Annotated in this window: 20 protein-coding genes; 11 read left to right on the plus strand and 9 right to left on the minus strand. The window is 42.6% G+C overall.

The window, feature by feature from the left end; translation table 11 throughout:
• Nucleotides 1-114: 114 nt before the first annotated feature.
• On the plus strand, nucleotides 115-618 hold the full coding sequence (locus L4C33_RS00050) for an acyl-CoA thioesterase (protein ID WP_428810450.1): 504 nt from the start codon (nucleotides 115-117) through the stop codon (nucleotides 616-618).
• Between the two features lie 184 nt (nucleotides 619-802).
• Nucleotides 803-1,048: a hypothetical protein gene (locus tag L4C33_RS00055; RefSeq protein ID WP_428810451.1), complete on the plus strand. Its 246-nt coding sequence runs from the start codon at nucleotides 803-805 to the stop codon at nucleotides 1,046-1,048.
• A 431-nt stretch (nucleotides 1,049-1,479) separates the two neighbouring features.
• On the opposite strand, the gene malG is transcribed toward L4C33_RS00055, so the two are convergent.
• From malG to malE, 3 genes are all read right to left on the minus strand, one after another.
• A complete protein-coding gene (gene malG / locus L4C33_RS00060; protein WP_428810452.1) occupies nucleotides 1,480-2,370 on the minus strand; it encodes a maltose ABC transporter permease MalG in 891 nt (296 codons plus the stop codon).
• Between the two features lie 11 nt (nucleotides 2,371-2,381).
• Nucleotides 2,382-3,953 carry a maltose ABC transporter permease MalF gene (malF, locus tag L4C33_RS00065; RefSeq protein ID WP_428810453.1) on the minus strand — a complete coding sequence of 524 codons (1,572 nt, stop codon included), beginning with the start codon at nucleotides 3,951-3,953 and terminating at the stop codon, nucleotides 2,382-2,384.
• A 76-nt stretch (nucleotides 3,954-4,029) separates the two neighbouring features.
• Nucleotides 4,030-5,211: a maltose/maltodextrin ABC transporter substrate-binding protein MalE gene (gene malE / locus L4C33_RS00070; protein WP_428810454.1), complete on the minus strand. Its 1,182-nt coding sequence runs from the start codon at nucleotides 5,209-5,211 to the stop codon at nucleotides 4,030-4,032.
• 753 nt (nucleotides 5,212-5,964) lie between these two features.
• Between malE and malK the strand changes: the two genes are divergently transcribed.
• Entirely contained in the window at nucleotides 5,965-7,083 is a 1,119-nt protein-coding gene (gene malK, locus L4C33_RS00075) for a maltose/maltodextrin ABC transporter ATP-binding protein MalK (protein WP_428810455.1), read from the plus strand.
• Between the two features lie 50 nt (nucleotides 7,084-7,133).
• On the opposite strand, the gene L4C33_RS00080 is transcribed toward malK, so the two are convergent.
• From L4C33_RS00080 to L4C33_RS00090, 3 genes are all read right to left on the minus strand, one after another.
• Nucleotides 7,134-7,397, minus strand: coding sequence for a hypothetical protein (locus L4C33_RS00080; RefSeq protein WP_428810456.1), 264 nt, complete (start codon nucleotides 7,395-7,397; stop codon nucleotides 7,134-7,136).
• Nucleotides 7,398-7,546: 149 nt separating this feature from the next.
• Nucleotides 7,547-8,434: a hypothetical protein gene (locus L4C33_RS00085; RefSeq protein ID WP_428810457.1), complete on the minus strand. Its 888-nt coding sequence runs from the start codon at nucleotides 8,432-8,434 to the stop codon at nucleotides 7,547-7,549.
• Nucleotides 8,435-8,495: 61 nt separating this feature from the next.
• A complete protein-coding gene (locus tag L4C33_RS00090) occupies nucleotides 8,496-9,125 on the minus strand; it encodes a curlin subunit CsgB (RefSeq protein WP_428810458.1) in 630 nt (209 codons plus the stop codon).
• 281 nt (nucleotides 9,126-9,406) lie between these two features.
• Here L4C33_RS00090 and L4C33_RS00095 point away from each other — a divergent pair, with 281 nt between their 5' ends.
• The 3 genes from L4C33_RS00095 to L4C33_RS00105 all read left to right on the plus strand — a co-directional run bounded on the left by L4C33_RS00095 (nucleotide 9,407) and on the right by L4C33_RS00105 (nucleotide 11,290).
• Nucleotides 9,407-9,922, plus strand: coding sequence for a CsgE family curli-type amyloid fiber assembly protein (locus tag L4C33_RS00095; RefSeq protein WP_428810459.1), 516 nt, complete (start codon nucleotides 9,407-9,409; stop codon nucleotides 9,920-9,922).
• 88 nt (nucleotides 9,923-10,010) lie between these two features.
• Nucleotides 10,011-10,442 carry a curli assembly protein CsgF gene (locus L4C33_RS00100; protein ID WP_428810460.1) on the plus strand — a complete coding sequence of 144 codons (432 nt, stop codon included), beginning with the start codon at nucleotides 10,011-10,013 and terminating at the stop codon, nucleotides 10,440-10,442.
• Between the two features lie 11 nt (nucleotides 10,443-10,453).
• Nucleotides 10,454-11,290: a CsgG/HfaB family protein gene (locus tag L4C33_RS00105; RefSeq protein ID WP_428810461.1), complete on the plus strand. Its 837-nt coding sequence runs from the start codon at nucleotides 10,454-10,456 to the stop codon at nucleotides 11,288-11,290.
• A gap of 223 nt (nucleotides 11,291-11,513) precedes the next feature.
• On the opposite strand, the gene L4C33_RS00110 is transcribed toward L4C33_RS00105, so the two are convergent.
• The 3 genes from L4C33_RS00110 to L4C33_RS00120 all read right to left on the minus strand — a co-directional run bounded on the left by L4C33_RS00110 (nucleotide 11,514) and on the right by L4C33_RS00120 (nucleotide 14,671).
• On the minus strand, nucleotides 11,514-12,188 hold the full coding sequence (locus L4C33_RS00110; RefSeq protein WP_428810462.1) for a LuxR C-terminal-related transcriptional regulator: 675 nt from the start codon (nucleotides 12,186-12,188) through the stop codon (nucleotides 11,514-11,516).
• A 290-nt stretch (nucleotides 12,189-12,478) separates the two neighbouring features.
• Entirely contained in the window at nucleotides 12,479-12,679 is a 201-nt protein-coding gene (locus tag L4C33_RS00115) for a restriction endonuclease subunit S (RefSeq protein ID WP_428810463.1), read from the minus strand.
• A 75-nt stretch (nucleotides 12,680-12,754) separates the two neighbouring features.
• The gene (locus L4C33_RS00120) at nucleotides 12,755-14,671 is read right to left on the minus strand and encodes a methyl-accepting chemotaxis protein (protein WP_428810464.1); all 1,917 of its coding nucleotides are present in this window, start codon (nucleotides 14,669-14,671) and stop codon (nucleotides 12,755-12,757) included.
• Between the two features lie 309 nt (nucleotides 14,672-14,980).
• Here L4C33_RS00120 and L4C33_RS00125 point away from each other — a divergent pair, with 309 nt between their 5' ends.
• The 5 genes from L4C33_RS00125 to L4C33_RS00145 form a co-directional block, all read left to right on the plus strand.
• Nucleotides 14,981-15,937 (plus strand): AAA family ATPase, encoded by a 957-nt coding sequence (locus L4C33_RS00125; RefSeq protein ID WP_428810465.1) that lies wholly within the window; start codon nucleotides 14,981-14,983, stop codon nucleotides 15,935-15,937.
• Between the two features lie 4 nt (nucleotides 15,938-15,941).
• On the plus strand, nucleotides 15,942-16,886 hold the full coding sequence (locus L4C33_RS00130) for a DUF58 domain-containing protein (RefSeq protein WP_428810466.1): 945 nt from the start codon (nucleotides 15,942-15,944) through the stop codon (nucleotides 16,884-16,886).
• On the plus strand, nucleotides 16,879-17,361 hold the full coding sequence (locus L4C33_RS00135; RefSeq protein WP_428810467.1) for a DUF4381 domain-containing protein: 483 nt from the start codon (nucleotides 16,879-16,881) through the stop codon (nucleotides 17,359-17,361). The genes L4C33_RS00130 and L4C33_RS00135 overlap by 8 nt, the downstream gene beginning before the upstream one ends.
• 34 nt (nucleotides 17,362-17,395) lie before the next feature.
• On the plus strand, nucleotides 17,396-18,376 hold the full coding sequence (locus tag L4C33_RS00140) for a vWA domain-containing protein (protein WP_428810469.1): 981 nt from the start codon (nucleotides 17,396-17,398) through the stop codon (nucleotides 18,374-18,376).
• Nucleotides 18,369-20,213, plus strand: a 1,845-nt coding sequence (locus L4C33_RS00145) for a vWA domain-containing protein (protein ID WP_428810468.1), incomplete at its 3' end; no start/stop codon positions are given. The genes L4C33_RS00140 and L4C33_RS00145, both read left to right, overlap by 8 nt.

Raw genomic sequence — 20,213 nt, forward strand, 5'->3', positions numbered from 1 at the left:
AATTATGCGATTGAAGGCGCTATTGTTGCTATTAAGTAACACTATTGTTACTCCCCTCAATAATGTGACTTATTAGCGATAATAACGAGAACAATAAATAGATTAGGAAGACCTATGAGCAGTAGTCAGAACAACGATGGTCGCCAACGCGAGATTACTTTACGCTTTTTAGCTGAACCGGGTGATGTGAATTTTGGCGGTAAAGTCCACGGTGGCGCCGCGATGAAGTGGATCGATTTAGCGGCTTACGCTTGCTCTGCCGGTTGGAGTGGTAAGTATTGTATTACGGCATACGCCGGTGGTATTCGTTTTGTTGCTCCGATTCATGTCGGCAACCTAGTCGAAGTCAGAGCACGCGTGATCTACACAGGTTCATCCTCAATGCACATTGGTATTGATGTTCAAGCAAGTGACCCTAAAGAGCTTAATAACCGCCTAACGACTCACTGTATCGTCATTATGGTTGCGGTCGATGAGAATGGTAACTCAACCAAAGTTCCAGAGTGGATCCCGGAAACACCTGAAGATATTGAAATGCGTGATTCTGCTATTCGCCTAATGAACATGCGTAAGCAAATTGGTGAAGAAATGGAAGCTCACGTTAAGTATTTAAAATAGACATCTTATTGAAATTTCACATGAGTTAACCAAAACGAGCATTAAATTGCTCGTTTTTTGGTTAAAGTGCACGCAATTTCCGTCGTTTCTCAAATAAACGCTTCTCTGTCATCAATTCGTCATTTTGCTTTGCTCTAATCCTGATTCTTATTATGGAAGTCAATGTTCTATCAGGAGCAATTCAGTGAGTCTTGCGACAACTACCCTTAGTGAATCGACATTAGTTAACCTCAAAGCTGTGGAATATCAGTGGGTACGAACTTTGTACGTCGAAGGCTACTGTAATGAAGAGATCAACCACTATATCCAAGCGTGCTTTGGTGGCGATACAACGTTTGCCGATCTTTTTAGAAAAGTCGCCCTGGATCAGGAAAGCCTATATGTATTGCTACAATACTTAGGTTGTGCACCATCTAGCCGTGAATTCTAGGTCTAACTCACTCTTTTACCTAACTGCACTCTACTCTCGTACATGATCCTAATAGCAAACTGAACAAGCCTTTGCTCAAGTTTTCATGCAACGCTGTTAATGGTTACATACCAATCATTGAAGTCTCACGCACCACTATTTTTGTAACCTATCAATAAGCACCTATCCGAATATAATCAATTTCAGTTTCAAGACTCCAAAGTTAAACAGAGATAAATAGGCATAAAAAAACCCAAGCAAATATCTCTGCTTGGGTCTGGGTTACAAAAACTATCAGCTTGCATGGGGTAAGGAACCCAGCTGACAGCCAGCTATACGTAACGCTAGAGTCTGGTCTTTATTACTGATCGGCGGCCAAACCAAGTGATGTAATAAAGCACCGTAAGTAGAGTGACCAATAGCCACTCTTATCTTTGTTATTCTGCTATACCTTATCCTTTCACACCACCAGCCGTCAAACCTCCGACTAACCAACGCTGTGCAAGTAAGAATACTGCGGTAATTGGAAGCGCAGAAAGCACTGCTGCTGCTGCAAAGTCACCCCACAAATAGTTTTGAGGGTATAGATACTGTTGCATACCTACTGCTAATGTATATGAGTTTACATCAGAAAGTAACAATGATGCCACAGGAACTTCACCAACAACCCCGATGAACGACAGAATAAACACGACCGCTAAAATAGGTACAGACAATGGCAGTAGTACGAGTTTAAACGCTTGCCAAGGTGTTGCGCCGTCTAATGCTGCCGCTTCTTCTAGCGAATTATCAATGGTTTCAAAGTAGCCTTTGATTGTCCAAACATGCAATGCGATACCACCTAGGTAAGAGAAAATCAGACCGCCATGAGTGTTTAGACCCAAGAATGGAATGTACTGCCCTAACTTATCAAACAATGCATAAATCGCGACCAATGCCAGTACTGCTGGGAACATTTGGAAAATCATCATCCCTTTAAGAATGGTTTCTTTTCCTTTAAAACGCATACGAGCAAACGCGTAAGCTGACGTAGTAGACAGTGCCACAATCAAAATTGATGTGATTCCCGCTACTTTCACTGAGTTCCATAACCAGGTTAATACAGGGAATGGAGGAGGAGTAACACTGCCATCAGCATTAGTGACTGTCATGCCCAGTGCTAGCTTCCAGTGCTCCAATGATGGATTTTCTGGAATCAAACTGCCGGTTGCAAAGTTACCTTCACGGAACGAGATCGCAATGATCATCAATAGCGGAAAAATAATCATCGCTAAAAAACACCACAAAGCAATGTGTGTTGCCCATACTCGGTATTTTAGGTTCTTACCTTGTACCATAGCCATTGTGTTGCTCCTTAGTCTTGAGACAGTTTAGTGAAACGAAGGTTGAGTAATGCTAGGCCACCAACCAGTAGGAAGATTAACGTCGCAATCGCACTCGCTAGACCAAAGTCTTGGCCACCGTTACCTTCAAACGCGATACGGTAGGTGTAGCTCACTAATAGATCCGTGTAACCCGCAGGCTCAGAAGTGCCAATCATGTTTGGACCACCTTGAGTCAACAGCTGAATCATTACAAAGTTATTGAAGTTAAAAGCAAACGCAGCGATCAGTAGAGGCGTTAAAGGCTTTATCATCAACGGAAAAGTGATGTGTCTAAAGTTGTCGATAAAGTTAGAGCCATCAATCGCTGACGCTTCATAAAGATCTTCTGGAATTGCTTTTAAAAGACCCATACACAGAATCATCATGTACGGGAAGCCTAGCCAGGTATTTACAATCAACACCATTGTTTTCGCTAGGATAGGATCTGAGAACCAGTTCGGGCTAAAGCCGAAAATGCTCTCAAGTACCATATTGATTTCACCAAAGCTTTGGTTGAACAAACCTTTGAAGATAAGAATCGAGATAAACGCAGGAACCGCATATGGAAGAATAAGTAGTACTCGGTAAATCGCACGCCCTTTCAACTCCTCCCACTGCACAACACTCGCCAGAATAAGACCGATTACCAGCGTTAGAACAACCGTGACAACAGAGAAAACAACCGTCCAGATAAAGATACTGATGAACGGCTCTTTAATTCCGTCATCTTTCCAGACACGCTCAAAGTTATGAGTACCGACATCAACAATAAAGCCTGGAGAAACCGTATTACCGATAAACTGCCCCATGCTATCGACAGGTTGGTAGAAACCGACTTCCATGTTTGGCTTCAACATTTCTTGGGTTTCATTGTTAACCAGTGTTTCACCATCAGCTTGCAGTTCATAAAGCGGAACAACTGCTGCAAATTTACGTAGACCACTCATACGAATGTCGTCGCCATTTGGCAGTTGGAAATCTACACCACTAATGGCAGTACGATTCTTGATGATGGTTTTTATTTTTTCTTTGGTTCCTTCCACACTCTCAACCGGAGTTAAATCCATCTCTACTGCATTTAAGCCTTGCAGTGAGAAAGTGTCAGTCGCTAGTAACTGTTCGCCTTTTTTAACCGCGATACGGTGGCCGTCGTCAGTTTTATAAAGCGTGAAAGGATAGCTGTCACCACTTTGGTAAGTTCTATCCATTAAGACAGATTGTGCTCTATCTAAAGAAAGTTGGTTTTTCGCACTATAGTTGGTGAAAGCTAACCCGACGGTGTATGCCAAAGGAAAAAGAATGAATAAAATCATTCCGGCAATACCAGGGTAAATATAGCGATGGGCGTAAGTTTTCTTACTGCCAAAAATATAAAGTGCCAGAGCGGTTAAAATCACAGTAAGCAATGCGAAAGCAAGCTCACCACGAGAATACATTAGAATAGTTGCGTAGCCGTTAACCAGACCAACCGACCCCAATAGTGCCCATTTAATGAATACACTTTTACTGGCGGGAAGGTTTGCTGGTGCTGAGATAGCATCTGTACCTTGAACTGACTGCATAGAGGAACCTGCTAGCGATATATAAAAATAGAAAGGTAAGGAGAGGTTGCCCTCTCCTTAAAAGGTGTTGATGTGACTATTTAGTCATTTGTTTTTCTGCGTCAGCAAGAGCTGCATCGACAGTTTGGCGACCGTCAACGATGTTGATGATTGCGTTTTTAGCTGAGCCCCAGAACGCACCCATTTGAGGGATGTTTGGCATAATTTCGCCATTCATTGCGTTATCCATTGTTGCAGCAATACGCGCATCGCTGTCTAGCTCGCTTTGGAAAGAGTTAAGTGCGACAGCGCCTAGTGGCTTGTCGTTATTCACCATACGTAGACCGTCGTTAGTCAGTAGGTAGTTCTCGATGAACTCAACCGCTAGGTCTTTGTTTGGAGAAGCAGTGCTGATACCTGCAGTTAGAACGCCAACGAACGGCTTAGAAGATTGACCGTTAAACTTAGGCAAGGTAGTTACACCGTAGTTGATGCCAGACTTTTCAATGTTACCCCAAGCCCAAGGGCCGTTGATTGTCATTGCAGTGTTGCCTTTGTTAAATTCAGCTTCAGATACTGAGTAATCCATATCTGCTGAAATCACGCCTTTATCAACTAGACCTTTAACAAAATTCATAGCGTCTTTAACTCCACCATTTGCGATACCTGCATCTTTCACATCGTAACCCTGTGAAGAGTACTTAAATGCGTAACCGCCATCTGCTGCCATTAGTGGCCATGTGAAGTACGGTTCTTTTAGGTTCCACATAATTGCAGATTTGCCGTCTTTTTTAAGCTCTACATTTAGCGCTTCCACTTCTTCCCAGCTTTTTGGTGGGTTAGGTACAAGATCTTTGTTGTAGATAAGAGACAGAGACTCAACAGCAACTGGGTAGCCAATGTACTTACCGTCAAACTTCACGGCGTCCCATGCGAAATCTACGATGCCATCTTTCACTTCTTTAGATGGTTTGATTTCTGCCAGTAGACCAGATTCTGCGTAACCACCAAAACGGTCATGAGCCCAAAATACGATATCTGGGCCATCGCCAGTAGCAGCTGTTTGTGGGAATTTGTCTTGCAGTGCGTCAGGGTGAGCTACGGTAACTTTGATACCAGTATCTTCTTCAAACTGTTTACCTACTTCAGCTAAGCCGTTGTAGCCTTTGTCCCCGTTGATCCAGATGGTCAGTTGACCTTCTTCGATAGCAGCATTCGCACCAAAAGAACCCAGTGCAACTAGTGTACCTAGTGCTACAGCGCTAAAAGCGTTTTTCATGTTCATATCCTTTTTATATTTATAGTGTAGGGCTATATCGCTAAGGATGAGCCAATTCTCCACACTATAATCTGAGAAAACACACTACAGCTCATCATCCTAGCTACTACGCCCCAGCTATTATGGCTTAAATTCGTGATCACCATCGGGTCAGGTTAGAGAGCAAAATCACAAAATGGATAGCTATCGTGATCGTAATCACCATAAGAGCGTGATTTTCTTTGAACYGCATCGATATTTGATAAAACACCCTCTAATAGACTCCTCCCCTTCTACTCCCCCTAATAATTTTGATAATAGGAGGATGCGATCTATAGGTGATTATTGGAAACTGCATCCATCCTAGAGTGGATGGTAAGAACCCATAACCTGTAACGTAAAACGCGTACTGGTTTTCCATTGCCCAAACTCGTCGACATTCACAAATGATAGCTAGTGAGGATATTCACGGGGGAGGCTTGATTTTGTGTGGGGGAAATAGACGAGGACTTGGCAATGATGGGTGAAGCTTAGCATTCGCATGCTAGCTCTAAATCGAATGTTAACTGTAAGCTGCGATGTTAGCTTTTAGAAACAATGTTAACGGTAGAGCTGTATAGCTTACATTCGATATTAAGTTAGGCATGAGCGCTGAGCTTCACCCTTATTTTCTTACTGTCTCAGAAACTTACCAATTCCTACTGTTACTGCTCAGCCAATAATTCATATAATGATGAGCGGTAAATAATAAAAATTTGATCGAGGACGAGCTAAATGGCGAGTGTCACGTTAAAGAATGTTTGTAAATCGTATGGCGACGTAAAGATTTCTAAAGATGTCAGCTTAGAAATCAACGAAGGTGAATTTGTTGTATTCGTAGGGCCATCAGGTTGTGGTAAATCCACTCTTTTGCGTTGTATTGCAGGCTTAGAAGACATTACGTCTGGTGATCTCTACATCGGTGATGAGCGAATGAACGATGTTGAACCATCGAAGCGTGGTGTTGGCATGGTATTCCAATCTTACGCCCTCTACCCTCACTTAAACCTATACGACAACATGTCTTTCGGCTTAAAACTGGCAAAAGCGGATAAAGCAGAAATCGACAAGCGTGTAGAACAAGCCGCAGAAATTCTTCAACTGGGTCACTTATTAGAACGTCAACCTAAAGCCCTATCTGGTGGTCAGCGCCAACGCGTTGCTATTGGTCGTACATTAGTTTCTCAGCCAGACGTTTTCCTACTCGATGAGCCGCTTTCTAACCTAGACGCTGCGCTTCGTGTGCAAATGCGTTCTCAAATTACCAAGCTACAGCGCCAACTGGGCTGTACCATGATTTACGTTACTCATGACCAAGTTGAAGCCATGACCATGGCAGACAAAATCGTCGTTTTAGATGGTGGTTACGTTTCTCAGGTTGGCAAGCCACTAGAGCTTTACCACTACCCACAAAACCGTTTTGTAGCTGGCTTTATCGGCTCTCCAAAAATGAACTTCATGAGCGTTCATATTGAAAACGTAGAGTCAGATCGTGTACAAGTTCAACTTTCAAATGGTATTACTTTCTGGATCCCTGTAGACGGAACAACCGTTAATAAAGGTGACCGTATGTCTTTGGGTATTCGCCCTGAACATTTACTTTCAGCTGAAGAAGGCGATGCAACCATTGAAGGCGAAGTCATGATCGCTGAAAAACTGGGTAATGAAACCCAAGTTTACCTAAACCTAGAAAGTGCAGATGCAGACGTAATTTACCGCCAACCAGATACACTTTCTGTTGAAGCTGGTGACAAATGGTCAATTGGTATTCCTGCGCACCGCTGCCACTTATTCCACAGTGACGGTCGCGCTTGTCGCCGTTTATTCAAAGAAAATGGCATCGACGTCGAGTAACTCTTAACGGCGCTGACCAGTCTAATTTGAACACCCCTCAAAAGTCCCTCTTACTTCGGTAAGCGGGATTTTTTACATTGGGTGTCCAAGATAAATGGGTCATCCAACATAGGCTGATTATCCAACATAGGCTGATTGTCTAGCAACAAATCGTCTTTGCCCTGCACAGCCTGCGCTTTAACTTTCAATGGGAATTGATCATCAGACAAGGTGAATTGAATACTTCCCTCACGCAGGTTTTGGTAACGTAGTCGGCTTCCTTTCGCGGTTTTCAATACGATCGAGTCATACTCAATTGACGGGAGAACCTCCACCTTGACCCTTTCACTATCCAGTCTATAGCATTGAAAAGTAATCGGATTAACTAAAGAAGTATTGGCAAATGAGCTAACACTGAAAGCCATTATAAAAAGAAGAAAAGCGACAGAATATGCCGCTTTAAATTGCAAATGCATCATCGTGATTAATTTTGCAAAATGTATACAGAACTGAGTGACGAATTATTCGCAGTCACGACAGCCACATCGTTACTGTTTTGCCATACATCTACAGTAATGTTGTTGGATGCACCCATAATATCAACGGTCGCAGTAGATGTTTGAGCTACCTGCTCGATATCAACATCACTAAAGGTACTGCCTCCTGCAATAGTAACCTCACTGGTATTGAAATCACCTGACTGAAGAATATCAACATCGTTAGAGTGGCTTGCCGACTCAACCGATACTGTCGCTCCATTGCCATCACCTAGTTGATCGGTATAAATCATATTTCGATTACTGTCTGCAACAGTAATCGTTGCAGTATTCGAGGCACCCTCAGCGAGGGTTTCAATGCGATTTCGGTTACCGTTAGACACAGTCAATGTCGCTGTATTACCGTCTGCGTTTGAGCCACTCACTTCTGAGTGAGTAATATTACGATTACCCGTTACATTTACAGCTACAGTGTTGCTATCACCACGAATAATATCTATGGTTGAACGGTTTCTATCGCCTAGTTGATCGATAGTCGCAGTGTTGTAATCAGCAACATTTCTGACATCAATTCGAGCTCTGTTTCGATCACCTTGCTGATCGACAGACAACTCAGGTGAACTCCATGCGTCATCAGCATTGATAAGAGCGCGGTTATTGTTACCTTCTTGGTAAATATCCACGACCTGGTTATTAAACGTGTCTTGCATATTTACTTCAGCATAGTTACCTAATGCAGGGTTGGCATGAGTGGTTACTTGTTCAATATTCACTATGTCTTGATTCGAGTTATTCAAATCGACAGAAACTTCATTACCCGCATAAGCACCATAAGATACACACAACGCGACTAAAGATATTGAAAACTTTTTCATGGTAGACGTCCTTATTTATCCTAATCTAAATTCATCAATAGTTTATTTAAGTTATAAATGATTAATGTTGGGTAATATAAACACCCATATTTTTTGCTCCAACGATCATGACTGAGTCATTACCATCTTGGGTAATGCCATAGCTAGAACCTCCTTTATCATATAAATACGCACTATTATTATTTCCAGACTGATTCAAACTGATCTCACTAGGATCATTTAAAAACAAATCACCCTGACCAATAACAGCAGTATTATTATTTCCATTCTGTTCTACCCAACTGGTGTGGCCGTAACCTACCTGCCCAATATCAACCGAGTTACCATCACCAGTCTGTGACACATAGGCGACATGCCCTGAACCGTACTGAAGGATGTTAGCCTCACTGTTGCTTGACTGGTGCTGTAGTACTTTGGCTCTATTAGACGCCCCGCCATTACTCAACTGAATAATGCTGATACTGCTGTTATAAGATGAAGAAATCACAACCTCTGAATAGTTATTTACTCCAGCTTCATCTCTATTTTCTAATTCATTAAATGCACTAATATCTGACATACTTTGACCAAAGCCAGCTATAGAATGTCCATCTATATATTCACTACCAACTTCACCACTAGATGAATACACAAAGCCACACATAGTAAAATTAAGTGCAATAATACCTAATACGAACTTTGATTGAGTCATACCTCCTCCGTAAGGAATAAAATAATTATTCAACGATAAAATAGTAGCTATTAAGTAGTCGTGAATAATTCTTACCTCTATAAGGTACTTAATGCACAGCAAATAGACATAAACTATATATGGTATTTACTTACCGTTACGTTAATCGTTTGGTAATACTCATAACTATTACATTCACTTTCCATGTATACCATCAGACATATAAATAAACTTAAGTTCATGTGAATTAACTGGGTGGTTAGTAATATATAAACAATGCCACTAATAATTTGAGATATCACATGGGTCGATTCAATCTCACCAACTCATTTAATATAAAGCGCTTCCTATTTATCGGAACAGTATTAGGGCTTTTCTTCGTCGGACAAGCGAGCAGCCAAACGCAAGCACCTTCGAACGCAGTGGAAAATGAAAAAGCTTTAGAAAATGGCAAAGAGTTGGAGTCAAACACACCGCTATTCTCAGATTTTGATGAAATAAATGGATTAGTGGTAAAGCAAACCGTTACTCGCTTAGGGGCAGAGTTTCACTCTGAGTTTTCACAATCGCTTAATGAACAATATCCGGATCTACGTGAAAACTTCACCATAAAGGAACGACCGACGGCTTTGTCRGGCAGCATTATTAGCGTGTTTCACTCTCAATCTCTGATTTTCCGAACCGCTCTTTCCCCCGGGCGTAAGAAAATACAAGACAAAGCACACAATGCCGTTCAAGCAGTGAGTTCATACATCGTAAGATGGCAGGCTGAGCGGTTATTACAAGATACATTCGATTTAGATCATGAAGAAATATAACAATTAAGAGCCAAGGAAACAGCGCCTTTAGTTAGTTTATCCCAACTTAAAAACAGTCGATATTACGTAATACACGGAGGTAATTCTTATGCCACATCACTACGAACGTTGTAAGGTTACGTACAAAAGCAAAGCCCTATTACTTGTGGCTTTCGCATCTGCGCCACTCTATTCCACTGAACTTATTTATACTCCAGTAAATCCGAGTTTTGGGGGAAATCCACTGAACACATCACACTTGTTTGGAGTGGCTAATGCCATTAATGACTATAAACCGCCAGAAAACGAAGAGTTTGGTTTTGAAGAAGAATCTGCGCTAGAGCGTCTCGCGTCGAGCCTAGAGTCACGACTAATAAGCCAGCTATTAGCCGATGTCGGAAATGGTAATACGGGGCAGCTAGAAACTGATGATTTCTTCCTAAATATTGTAGATAACAATGGGGCTTTATTAGTGCAGATCGTCGATAAAGCAACAGGAGAGTCCACTGAAATCCAAGTGTCCGGACTCAACCCTGATTAGGAATACACCTTATGAACAAACTCATCATCATTTTCAGCGTATTGGTTCTTTTTGGTTGCTCTTCCTCACTCGACATTCCGGAAGCCTCTGCCGAGCCTAAGCTAATGCAACGTGGTTCGACTTATGTAGATCTCATATCACTACCTAGCCCCAAAGGAAAAATACTGGTTTCCGTGTACGACTTTAGAGATCAGACAGGCCAATATAAACCGCAACCCAACAGCAATTTTTCGACCGCTGTACCCCAAGGCGGAACGGCACTACTGACCACGTCTTTGCTTGAATCTAACTGGTTTATTCCCCTTGAGAGAGAAGGATTACAAAACCTGCTGACCGAACGAAAAATCATCAGAGCAGCAGCAAAAAAAGAGAGCCTCGTCGACAATCATAAAGCAAACTTAAGCTCTCTAAGTTCCGCTAACATTCTGATTGAAGGTGGTATTGTCGCCTACGACTCCAATATCAAAACCGGTGGCCTTGGGGCGAAGTATTTGGGCATAGGAGGCTCTGGGCAATATCGAACAGACCAAGTGACCATTAACCTAAGAGCTATTGATGTAAGAAGTGGGCAGGTCTTATTAAGTATTACCACCAGCAAGACGATATTTTCTCACGAACTTGGGCTCGGTGCTTTTCGATTTGTTGACTACAAAGAGTTGCTCGAAGTTGAGCTTGGCTATACCAATAACGAACCCGTCAATATTGCGGTAATGTCTGCCATCGATGCAGCAGTGATTCACCTTATCATCCAAGGCATGAATAAAGGGCTATGGCATCCATCAGAAGACATCGATAAAGAAAGTCCTATCATCCAGAAGTACATGCTTGCTCGAAGCGAAATTTTATAAGTGAAGAATTAAAGAGTAAGTGTCGCGGAGCTTTAGCTCAAAGCATGCTTTAAAACACTCACGCATCAATAAACTTAGAACAGTTCCCTCGATAAAATAAAAGCCAGAATCCATAAAGGTTCTGGCTTTTAACTGTGTCACTCTACGCTCTTAATATTGCAGGATATTCTTCGCATTGCAGATCAAAACAATGACCAAACATAGGTTTGTTTAACCCCAAATGTTAAACAAACTCTTCACTGCCAATGTTATCTTTCGCCCATAACAAAGCTTGTAAGCGGTTACGTACATTTATTTTCTTAAATACATTATGCAGATGAGTTTTCACTGTATTTTCACTCACAAATAGCTGCTCAGCAATTTGGTTGTTTGAAGCGCCTTCCCCCAGAAGTTTAATGATTTGCTGTTCACGTTTAGTCAACAGCGAAAACTTTTCACTGGTGTTGGCAGGCGTTCTGTTGCGGTAGAAGCGAATGTATTCTTGAGCAAGCTGGCGACTGAACCATATTTCACCTCCCAGAACTTGTTTCATACCTTGGACAAGCATCTCAAGCGAGTCATCGCTGTAAAACACACCCACTAAGTTTTTCCATTTTAGGAAACTGGCATAGTCAGAATCAGGGGGGCAATTAATCAGTACTTCATCAACCGTTGATAGGTGTTGCTCTCTTAAACTTGCGTACGCCGCTAAGTCTTCTTCTTTTAAGTTAGAATAATCAAGGATGATCAACGATGGAACGTTAGCGGAATCTGTGCGGTATTTACTGGAAAGCTGTTGAAAAGTAAGTTGTTTAATCGAAATCGACAAATCTTTCTCGATGGATTCTTTCAACAAAGTAGACTGGAGTGTATTTTGAGCCACAAACGTAATAGGGAACGATTTATCATTATTATTCATATTTAAAGCCTCAAAGCTAAACGTCAACAGTAGATAATTTAGTCAATAAGTTTTAAGCGTCAATAGACCCAACTCGCAAAGCCAAGCTAATTATTTACGGTGAATATGATTAACCTTTAATATCATTCGTTTAGTTTATATTCTTATAAATAAGACTTATTAGCATTTTATAAACGTCCAAACAAAAAGGCGCACAAGGCGCCCTTCAAGTAGTGATGCCACCGAACGGAACATCACTTATATAATCCAATCTATTTAACCACAGCACGAATCAAGCGTGCTGCGTTAAATTAGTGAATTGGTGTATCGCTTTTTTTGTTGAACTGGCCGAAATGCTTTTCTAGTACTTCTGGTGTCAACTTACCTTCTGCCTCTAATCGTTTCAGCTCAGCAACAACGGCTTTTTGCTCTTCGATAGATGGAAGCTTTACTTCTGGCTCGTCACCCATTTCTTGAGTCATCTGCTCAAGCTCTTTCTCAAAATCGCTCATAATTCTTACCTAAATATCAAAAAATTGGTTTAATCCAAAAACTGTCTCGATTTTACCGCGTTCAACACGGGGAATCTAGAGTTTGAACGTACCAACCATTTTATCTAGACGACCAGACAGCTCACGTAGTTCTTGGCTAGCATCTGCAAGCTGCTCTGCCGTACCCGTCGTTACTTCATTAATTGAGTTAATTTCTTCGATATTCTGGTTGATCGTATGCACTACCGTTGACTGCTCTTCCGTTGCAGTTGCAACTTGAGTATTACGGTCTGTGATATCCAAAATTCGGTTAGAAATACCGCCCAAAACTTCTACCGCTTCATCCGATGCAGCCACACCTTCTAGCGTGATAGATTTACCTGCATTCATCGCGGTTACCGCGTCTTTAGCATCGCTTTGTAGCTGGTTAATCATTTTTTGAATTTCTTCCGTTGAATCAGCCGTTCTACTTGCCAGATTACGAACTTCATCAGCAACGACTGCAAAACCACGCCCTTGTTCACCAGCTCGTGCAGCTTCAATAGCAGCATTCAACGCGAGCAAATTCGTTTGTTCTGAAATATCACGGATAACACCTAGTATCGAACCAATGTCTTGAGTGGTTGATGCTAGCTGCTCTACGACTTGCCCTGTATTTTCGATATCTTGCGCCAGTCGACTGATCGCGTCTTTTGCTTTATTTACAACCGCTCGACCTTCATCTGTATTATCTGAAGCGTGAGTCGCTGTTTCCGCAGCTGTAGCAGCATTAGAAGCAATCTCACTGATAGTCATACCCATTTGGTTGATCGCAGCTACCACTTGCAATGTTTGATCACGCTGCTCTTGGCTGTTGTCATGAGTGATATGAGCTTTACTCGAAACACTTTCAGCAGCTACCTGTAGAGCTTGGCTCGTTGAACATACTTCGATCATCGACTGGTGAATCTTCTCAATGAAGCCATTAAAGCCTGTCGACAGCTGAGCAATTTCATCATTGCCTTGTACTTCGATACGTTGGCAAAGGTCACCATTGCCTTGACCAAGATCTTGGAAGCGTTCTGAAATCAGCTTGATCGGACGAGTAATACTGTTCGCTAAGAAAACACCCATCGCAATGAAGATCACAGCAACGCCTAACGTGGTAAACAGCATTTTCTTCGCTGTTGCATCAAGCTCAGCAAATACTTCACCCGTTGGCACTACACCAACAACAAACCAGTCCATAGAAGGAACATAAGTACTCGCTAGGAACACTTTTTCGCCTTCGTAGTCCGTTTCAATTAAATTGAATCCTGACTTATTCAATAGCTGGCGAGCATCCGAACCGTAAAGCTGGGATAGCGTTGATTTACTTTTATTTGGCTGACGGTGAATTTGAACATCACCATTGGCATTCGTCAGAAATACGAAGCCAGATTTCTCAATTTTAAAGCCATTAAGTAGTCGCACCATATCGTCCATCGATTTAGACAGACCAGACATGGTTTCACCAGACACTTGTTGATAATTGGCAAACATTTTCACTTCACCGTTAGGCTCTTGAAACATGCTGACCATTGTCTGCTGACCAGATTGCGTAAAGCCAAAGAACCAACCGTCTTGCTGTTGATTTAGCTGACGTAGAAATCCATTTTGATTCCAGTAATACGCAGAGCTTCGGTTAGCCACTGAAGCATCATTAAGCTGAAATTGGGTACGTACATTGTTTAGTTGCTTAACTAGCTTAGATTCCAGTGCTGGATCGCGGTTTTCAGATAACACCGCATCGATAATGAATTCGTTGTTCGCCATTTGTTCTGCAGCCAGAAGCAATTGCGATACTTCACGGTCAATCTCTGCATTAATCTGACCAAGCATCATCGGCAATTCGATATCGATCAATCGATGACTCAGCACATCTCTAGCTTGGCGTTGGGCCATCATTCCCACGATGATGGTTGAAGCAAGTACTGCAAAGGTGATCCCTGCAACCACTTTTTGCTTAATACTCATAGAGTTCGTTTTAAACATCGGTATGCCCTTACGTTGGCGTAAAAAATTGTAACGTTTTGTTATCGGCGACAAAGGACAGATCTTTAGCATTCAAATATTGAAATAAATATAGGTAAGACAGTTATTTATACATTTATTGAATACCGTATGATCGCTTTAAATTCTTGAGTCAATTTTGTGTGCCATAAGGTTTATAACCGCACCTATCATCCCCATTACTTTTCTAGCTTCGNCGAAAACTGCTTCGGCAAACTGTTTAATCATATTAGTAGGGAACTTTTTTCCGTTTTCCCGACCAAAGAACAAAAAACTAAGCGAGCCATAAACATGCAATCGGATGCTTTCAATTCGTTAAAACAATACTTGGAATCTCAAATCATCGGTCAGAAAGAGTTGGTAAAACAGCTGATGATCGCACTACTTGCCGATGGTCATATACTTGTCGAAGGCCCTCCTGGCCTTGCTAAAACCCGAGCTGTTAAATCGCTAGCAGATTGTATTGAAGGGGATTTCCATCGCATTCAATTCACCCCAGATTTATTACCAGCAGACCTTACCGGTACCGACATCTTTAGGCCTGAGACTGGAGAATTTACATTCCAATCGGGGCCAATTTTTAACTCACTAATTTTGGCTGATGAGATCAACCGCGCGCCAGCAAAAGTACAAGCGGCGATGCTGGAAGCCATGGCAGAAAAACAAGTAACGGCTGGACGAAGCACCTATCAGCTACCTGACCTATTCCTTGTAATGGCAACGCAAAACCCAATCGAACAAGAAGGTACATATCCTCTACCTGAAGCTCAATTAGACCGCTTCCTACTTCATTTGGAAGTCGATTACCCAAATATGGAAAGTGAACTGGAAATCTTGCGCTTAAATCGTGGTGAAGCACAAGGTAAAGGAGCGACTGCTCCACAAGTTCTTAACCAAAAAGATATCTTTGAAGCGCGTAAAGAAGTACTCAATGTCCATATGGCAGACACCATTGAGCAATATATTATTCGCCTTGTCATGGCAACCCGTGAGCCAGGAAAATACAGTGACCAACTGGCGCAATGGTTAGATATGGGCGTTAGCCCACGCGCAACTATCGCATTAGATCGCTGTTCTCGTGCTCATGCATGGCTAGCAGGGCGAGATTACGTAACGCCTGAAGATGTTCAAACAATGGCATTCCCGGTGCTACGTCATCGCCTATTGCGTAGTTATCACGCGCAGGCCGAAGGGATTAGCGCTAATCAGGTCGTCGCTCATTTGATTTCCCTGGTCGGCAGCGCATAAACCAATGAGCATTGAACTTCCCAACCACAGTAATGGCGTCACACTCAATTTAGACGAGTTGCTGCAATACAAGTCGCAATCTATTCGCTGGGTGCCACCAGCGAAAAGTTTGTGGTCGCAGCTCAATGGTCAGCATGAGAGTGCAAAAAAAGGACGCGGCATGGACTTCTCTGAAGTTCGCCAATACCAAGCTGGTGATGATATCCGTAGTATTGACTGGCGTGTTACGGCTCGTACTGGTAAAGCGCATACCAAGTTATTTTCGGAAGAAAGAGAGTTACCCGTCGTACTTTATCTTGATCTAAGTAAAAGTATGATTTTTGGGTCAACCTTACTGCTTAAATCAGTACAAATGGCACACTTTGCCAGCATTGTTAGCTGGTTAACAACGGCGCAGAAAGATCGAATTGGCGCTGTTATCGATACAGGTTCACAACTTTATGAGTTTAAACCCAGCGCTACCACACAATCCCCATTGAAGATCCTGCAAACGCTAATAGAGCTGAACAACCTAGCTATTACAGACCCAGCGATCTCAGAGCAAGTACCACCGCAACAAACAACGATGGCAAGTGGGTTAAAAGCACTGCACCGCCTTTGCCCTAAAGGTAGCGACATTATATTCATGAGTGACTTCGTGCGCCTTAATGAAAGTGACTACTCACTATTTAACCAATTCACTCGACATAACCGACTGCGACTGGTGCACTTCTACGACCCATTAGAGTGTGGTCAAACTGACTTTAAAGGGAATAAAAAAGTCACCGATGGCAAAAAGACCCAATGGTTAAACTTTTCTTCTAAACGCGACAAAGATAAGTTGGCGCAAGCTTTTGCATTGAAACAAGCCGAACTCAAAAAGCTATGCCTTTCACTAGCGATTCCTTATAGCGCGATATCTTCTGCTCGCCCATTAATAGAACAAATTTCTGAGAATAAACATGACTGAAACAACACAAACACCCCCACTTGATTTGAGTCCAAGTCTACTTCCAGAAGTACCAAGTTGGTGGCCACTGCAATGGGGATGGTGGAGCTTAATTGCTGCATGCCTAATCATCATCTGTGCTGTCATTCTTTACTTACGTCACCGAAAAAACAAATTGATATCCAAAAAAGCAGCACTTAAAATCTTTGCTCTAAAAACCCAACCTCTCACACCTTCAGGGGCTCTAGAAGTACTGCGCCAAGCTGCTCTGAGTTACTTCCCGAGAGAGCGTGTCGCACACTTGACTGGGGATGATTGGTATCAGTTCCTCGACTCTCAAGTCAGTAAACCGATCTTTACTCACAACCAGCAGCTATGGCAGCAAGCTCTATACAGCAAATCAACCAAACCTGACGCACAAGCAGAGCAACTGATCCAAGACTGTGAACGCTGGGTCAATGAAGCGCTACCACCAAAACGAGGTGGTCGTGAGTAACTTAGCCAATTTTAATTTAGCCGACTTGGAGTTCATGCGTTTGAGTTTCGGCAACATCGAATTTGTATGGGGATGGCTACTTCTGTTGCTTCCTTTACCGTTTATTATCTATAAATGGGCATCTCGAGTTCCTGAACAAGCCGCGATATCCCTCCCTTATCTTCCTGAAGAAAGCGAAGTAAAAAGCCCCCAGAACAAACTTCATAAGGGGTTAGCCATCTTAATATGGTTCTTCCTAGTCGTTGCGAGCGCAAGGCCTGTATGGTTCGGCGAACCTGTAGAGTTTCAACCTAAACATCGCGACCTTATGTTAGTCGTCGACCTTTCGTACTCGATGAGTCAAGAAGACATGAAATACGAGGATAAATATGTCGATCGTCTTACGTCAGTAAAACGAGTGTTATCCGACTTTATCGAAAAACGTAAGGGTGACCGAGTTGGCTTAGTTTTATTCGCTGACCATGCTTATTTACAAACGCCTTTAACTTTAGATCGCACTTCAGTATCAACTCAATTGAACCAAACAGTATTACGCCTAATTGGCAACAACACAGCGATAGGTGATGGTATTGGCCTAGCGACCAAAACGTTTGTTGATAGCGACGCTCCACAGCGAATCATGATTTTACTGAGTGACGGCAGTAACACCGCAGGCGTACTCGACCCGCTAGAAGCAGCCAATATCGCTAAAAAATACAATGCGACTATCTATACCGTAGGCGTTGGCGCAGGAGAAATGATGGTTAAAGAATTCTTCATGACTCGTAAAGTCAATACAGCTCAAGATCTCGATGAAAAAACCTTAATCGAAATTGCAGAGCGTACAGGAGGGCAATACTTTAGAGCGCGTGATAGCAAAGAATTAGCCACCATTTATGACACCATCAATCAGCTTGAACCTGTAAGCAATACGGTGAAAACATGGCGACCTCAAGAAGAATGGTTTCACTTACCACTGACCATCGCCATTACTCTTTCTAGCCTGCTATTTTTTCTAAGGAGAGAGNATGTCTGATTTCACATTCCTCTACCCTACGTGGCTACTCGCACTATTATTGATACCTGCACTCTGGCTAGTCAAAACCAAACAAAAAGCATCGAAGTCGCTCATCGCGGAGCATATTTCACAGCAACTTCACCAACAACAGCGAAAATCCAGCACCAAGCCACTCACCCTACTTGCGTTATGGTGGGGTATTGCTGTCATCGCATTAGCGGGACCGAGCTTTCAACAGTCTGAACGTCCTAGTTTTGAAAACACGCAAGCTCGGGTACTGGTCATGGACATGTCGCTTTCAATGTATGCCACTGACATAAAACCTAACCGTTTAACTCAGGCAAGATACAAAGCTTTAGATCTCTTACCTAACTGGAAAGAAGGGCTTACCGGACTGGTCGCCTACGCAGGTGACGCTTACACCATCACCCCACTCACTTCAGATTGGAACACCATTGCTAGTCAAATACCGAACCTGTCTCCCGACATTATGCCCTATCAAGGAGGGAATGCTGCTGCAGGCATTAAGCAAGCAATACAGCTAATGGAAAGCGCTCACATAGCCGAAGGCGATATTGTTCTTATCAGTGATGACATCGATGATACAGAAAGGTCAGAAATTGAAGATTTAGTTGATAATAGCCAGTGGCGTATTTCTATTCTGGCTGTCGGTACTCGCGCTGGTGCACCCATTTCGCTTGATAATGGACAGCTGCTAAAAACAGATTCGGGTAAAACGGTCGTCGCCAAAACAAACTTGAGCAACATGAAAGCGTTAACACAACTTTCTAATGGGCAGTTTGCACCAATTCAGTACAACAATGACGACATAGACTTGCTCTCAGCACAGACTTCAAACGCAACATCAAGCAGCGTATCAAGAGCTCAGGGGCCTCAATTGAACAGCCGTGTTAATAATGGTTATTGGCTTTTGCCACTCTTATTACTGCCATTTTTGCAACTGTTTAGAAAAGGGGTTATTTGGCTGTGCTTACTAACACTGTTACCTCTAGAATTAGTAAAGCCAGTTTACGCAAACCCATGGGAATCAAACGATCAACTTGCTCATCAAGCGTTTGAAAGCAAAGATTATCAGCAAGCAGCAGAACTGTTTGACTCCCCAGCCTGGAAAGGCGTCGCCCAATACGAGAATGGCGACTATCAAGGTGCGATTAACTCCCTCACTGGTCTATCGGATGAAGACTCTCGCTACAACTTAGCCAATGCTTATGCTCAGCAAGGAGACTTCAAGCAAGCGATTGAAGGCTATAAAGAGATTTTGTCTGCTAACCCTGAACATCAATATGCAAAACAGAATCTAGAACGTGTTGAGCAGCAACAGCAACAGCAACAGCAACAGCAACAGCAAGATTCTGGAGAGAATGGCGACCAACAGTCAAATGATCGTCAAAATAGCTCTCAGGGTTCGAATGATAAATCTCAGTCAAATCAAAAGTCGTCAGACTCCAAAGAACCGGATGCGAGTAAAGAAAAATCAGCCTCTCAAGCCTCTTCGAAGTCTGAGCCAAACGATGGACAGCAAGCATCAGAAAAAAATGCACAGCAACAGTCTAAGAATGAGTCTGATTCTAACGAAAAACAGCAGAAGAAAGCACAGTCCGAAGAAGCTCAAGAAAATGACTCTCAACAATCTCATGCTAACAAGCAATCGAGTGACAATGCGCCGCAAAGCGACTCCAGTAACTCAAGCGTGCAGAAAAGTGATGAGCCAATTGACCCCGATATGCGAAAGCTAGAACAAGTCGAAAGTGCACGAGATCCAAGCCGCCTGTTGAGAGCACAAATGATTCTACAAGCACAGCAAAAAAGTGTACCCACCAATCAAAGTAAGAAG

Origin of the sequence: Vibrio makurazakiensis, assembly GCF_050337375.1 — a bacterium.
Lineage (GTDB): Bacteria > Pseudomonadota > Gammaproteobacteria > Enterobacterales > Vibrionaceae > Vibrio > Vibrio makurazakiensis.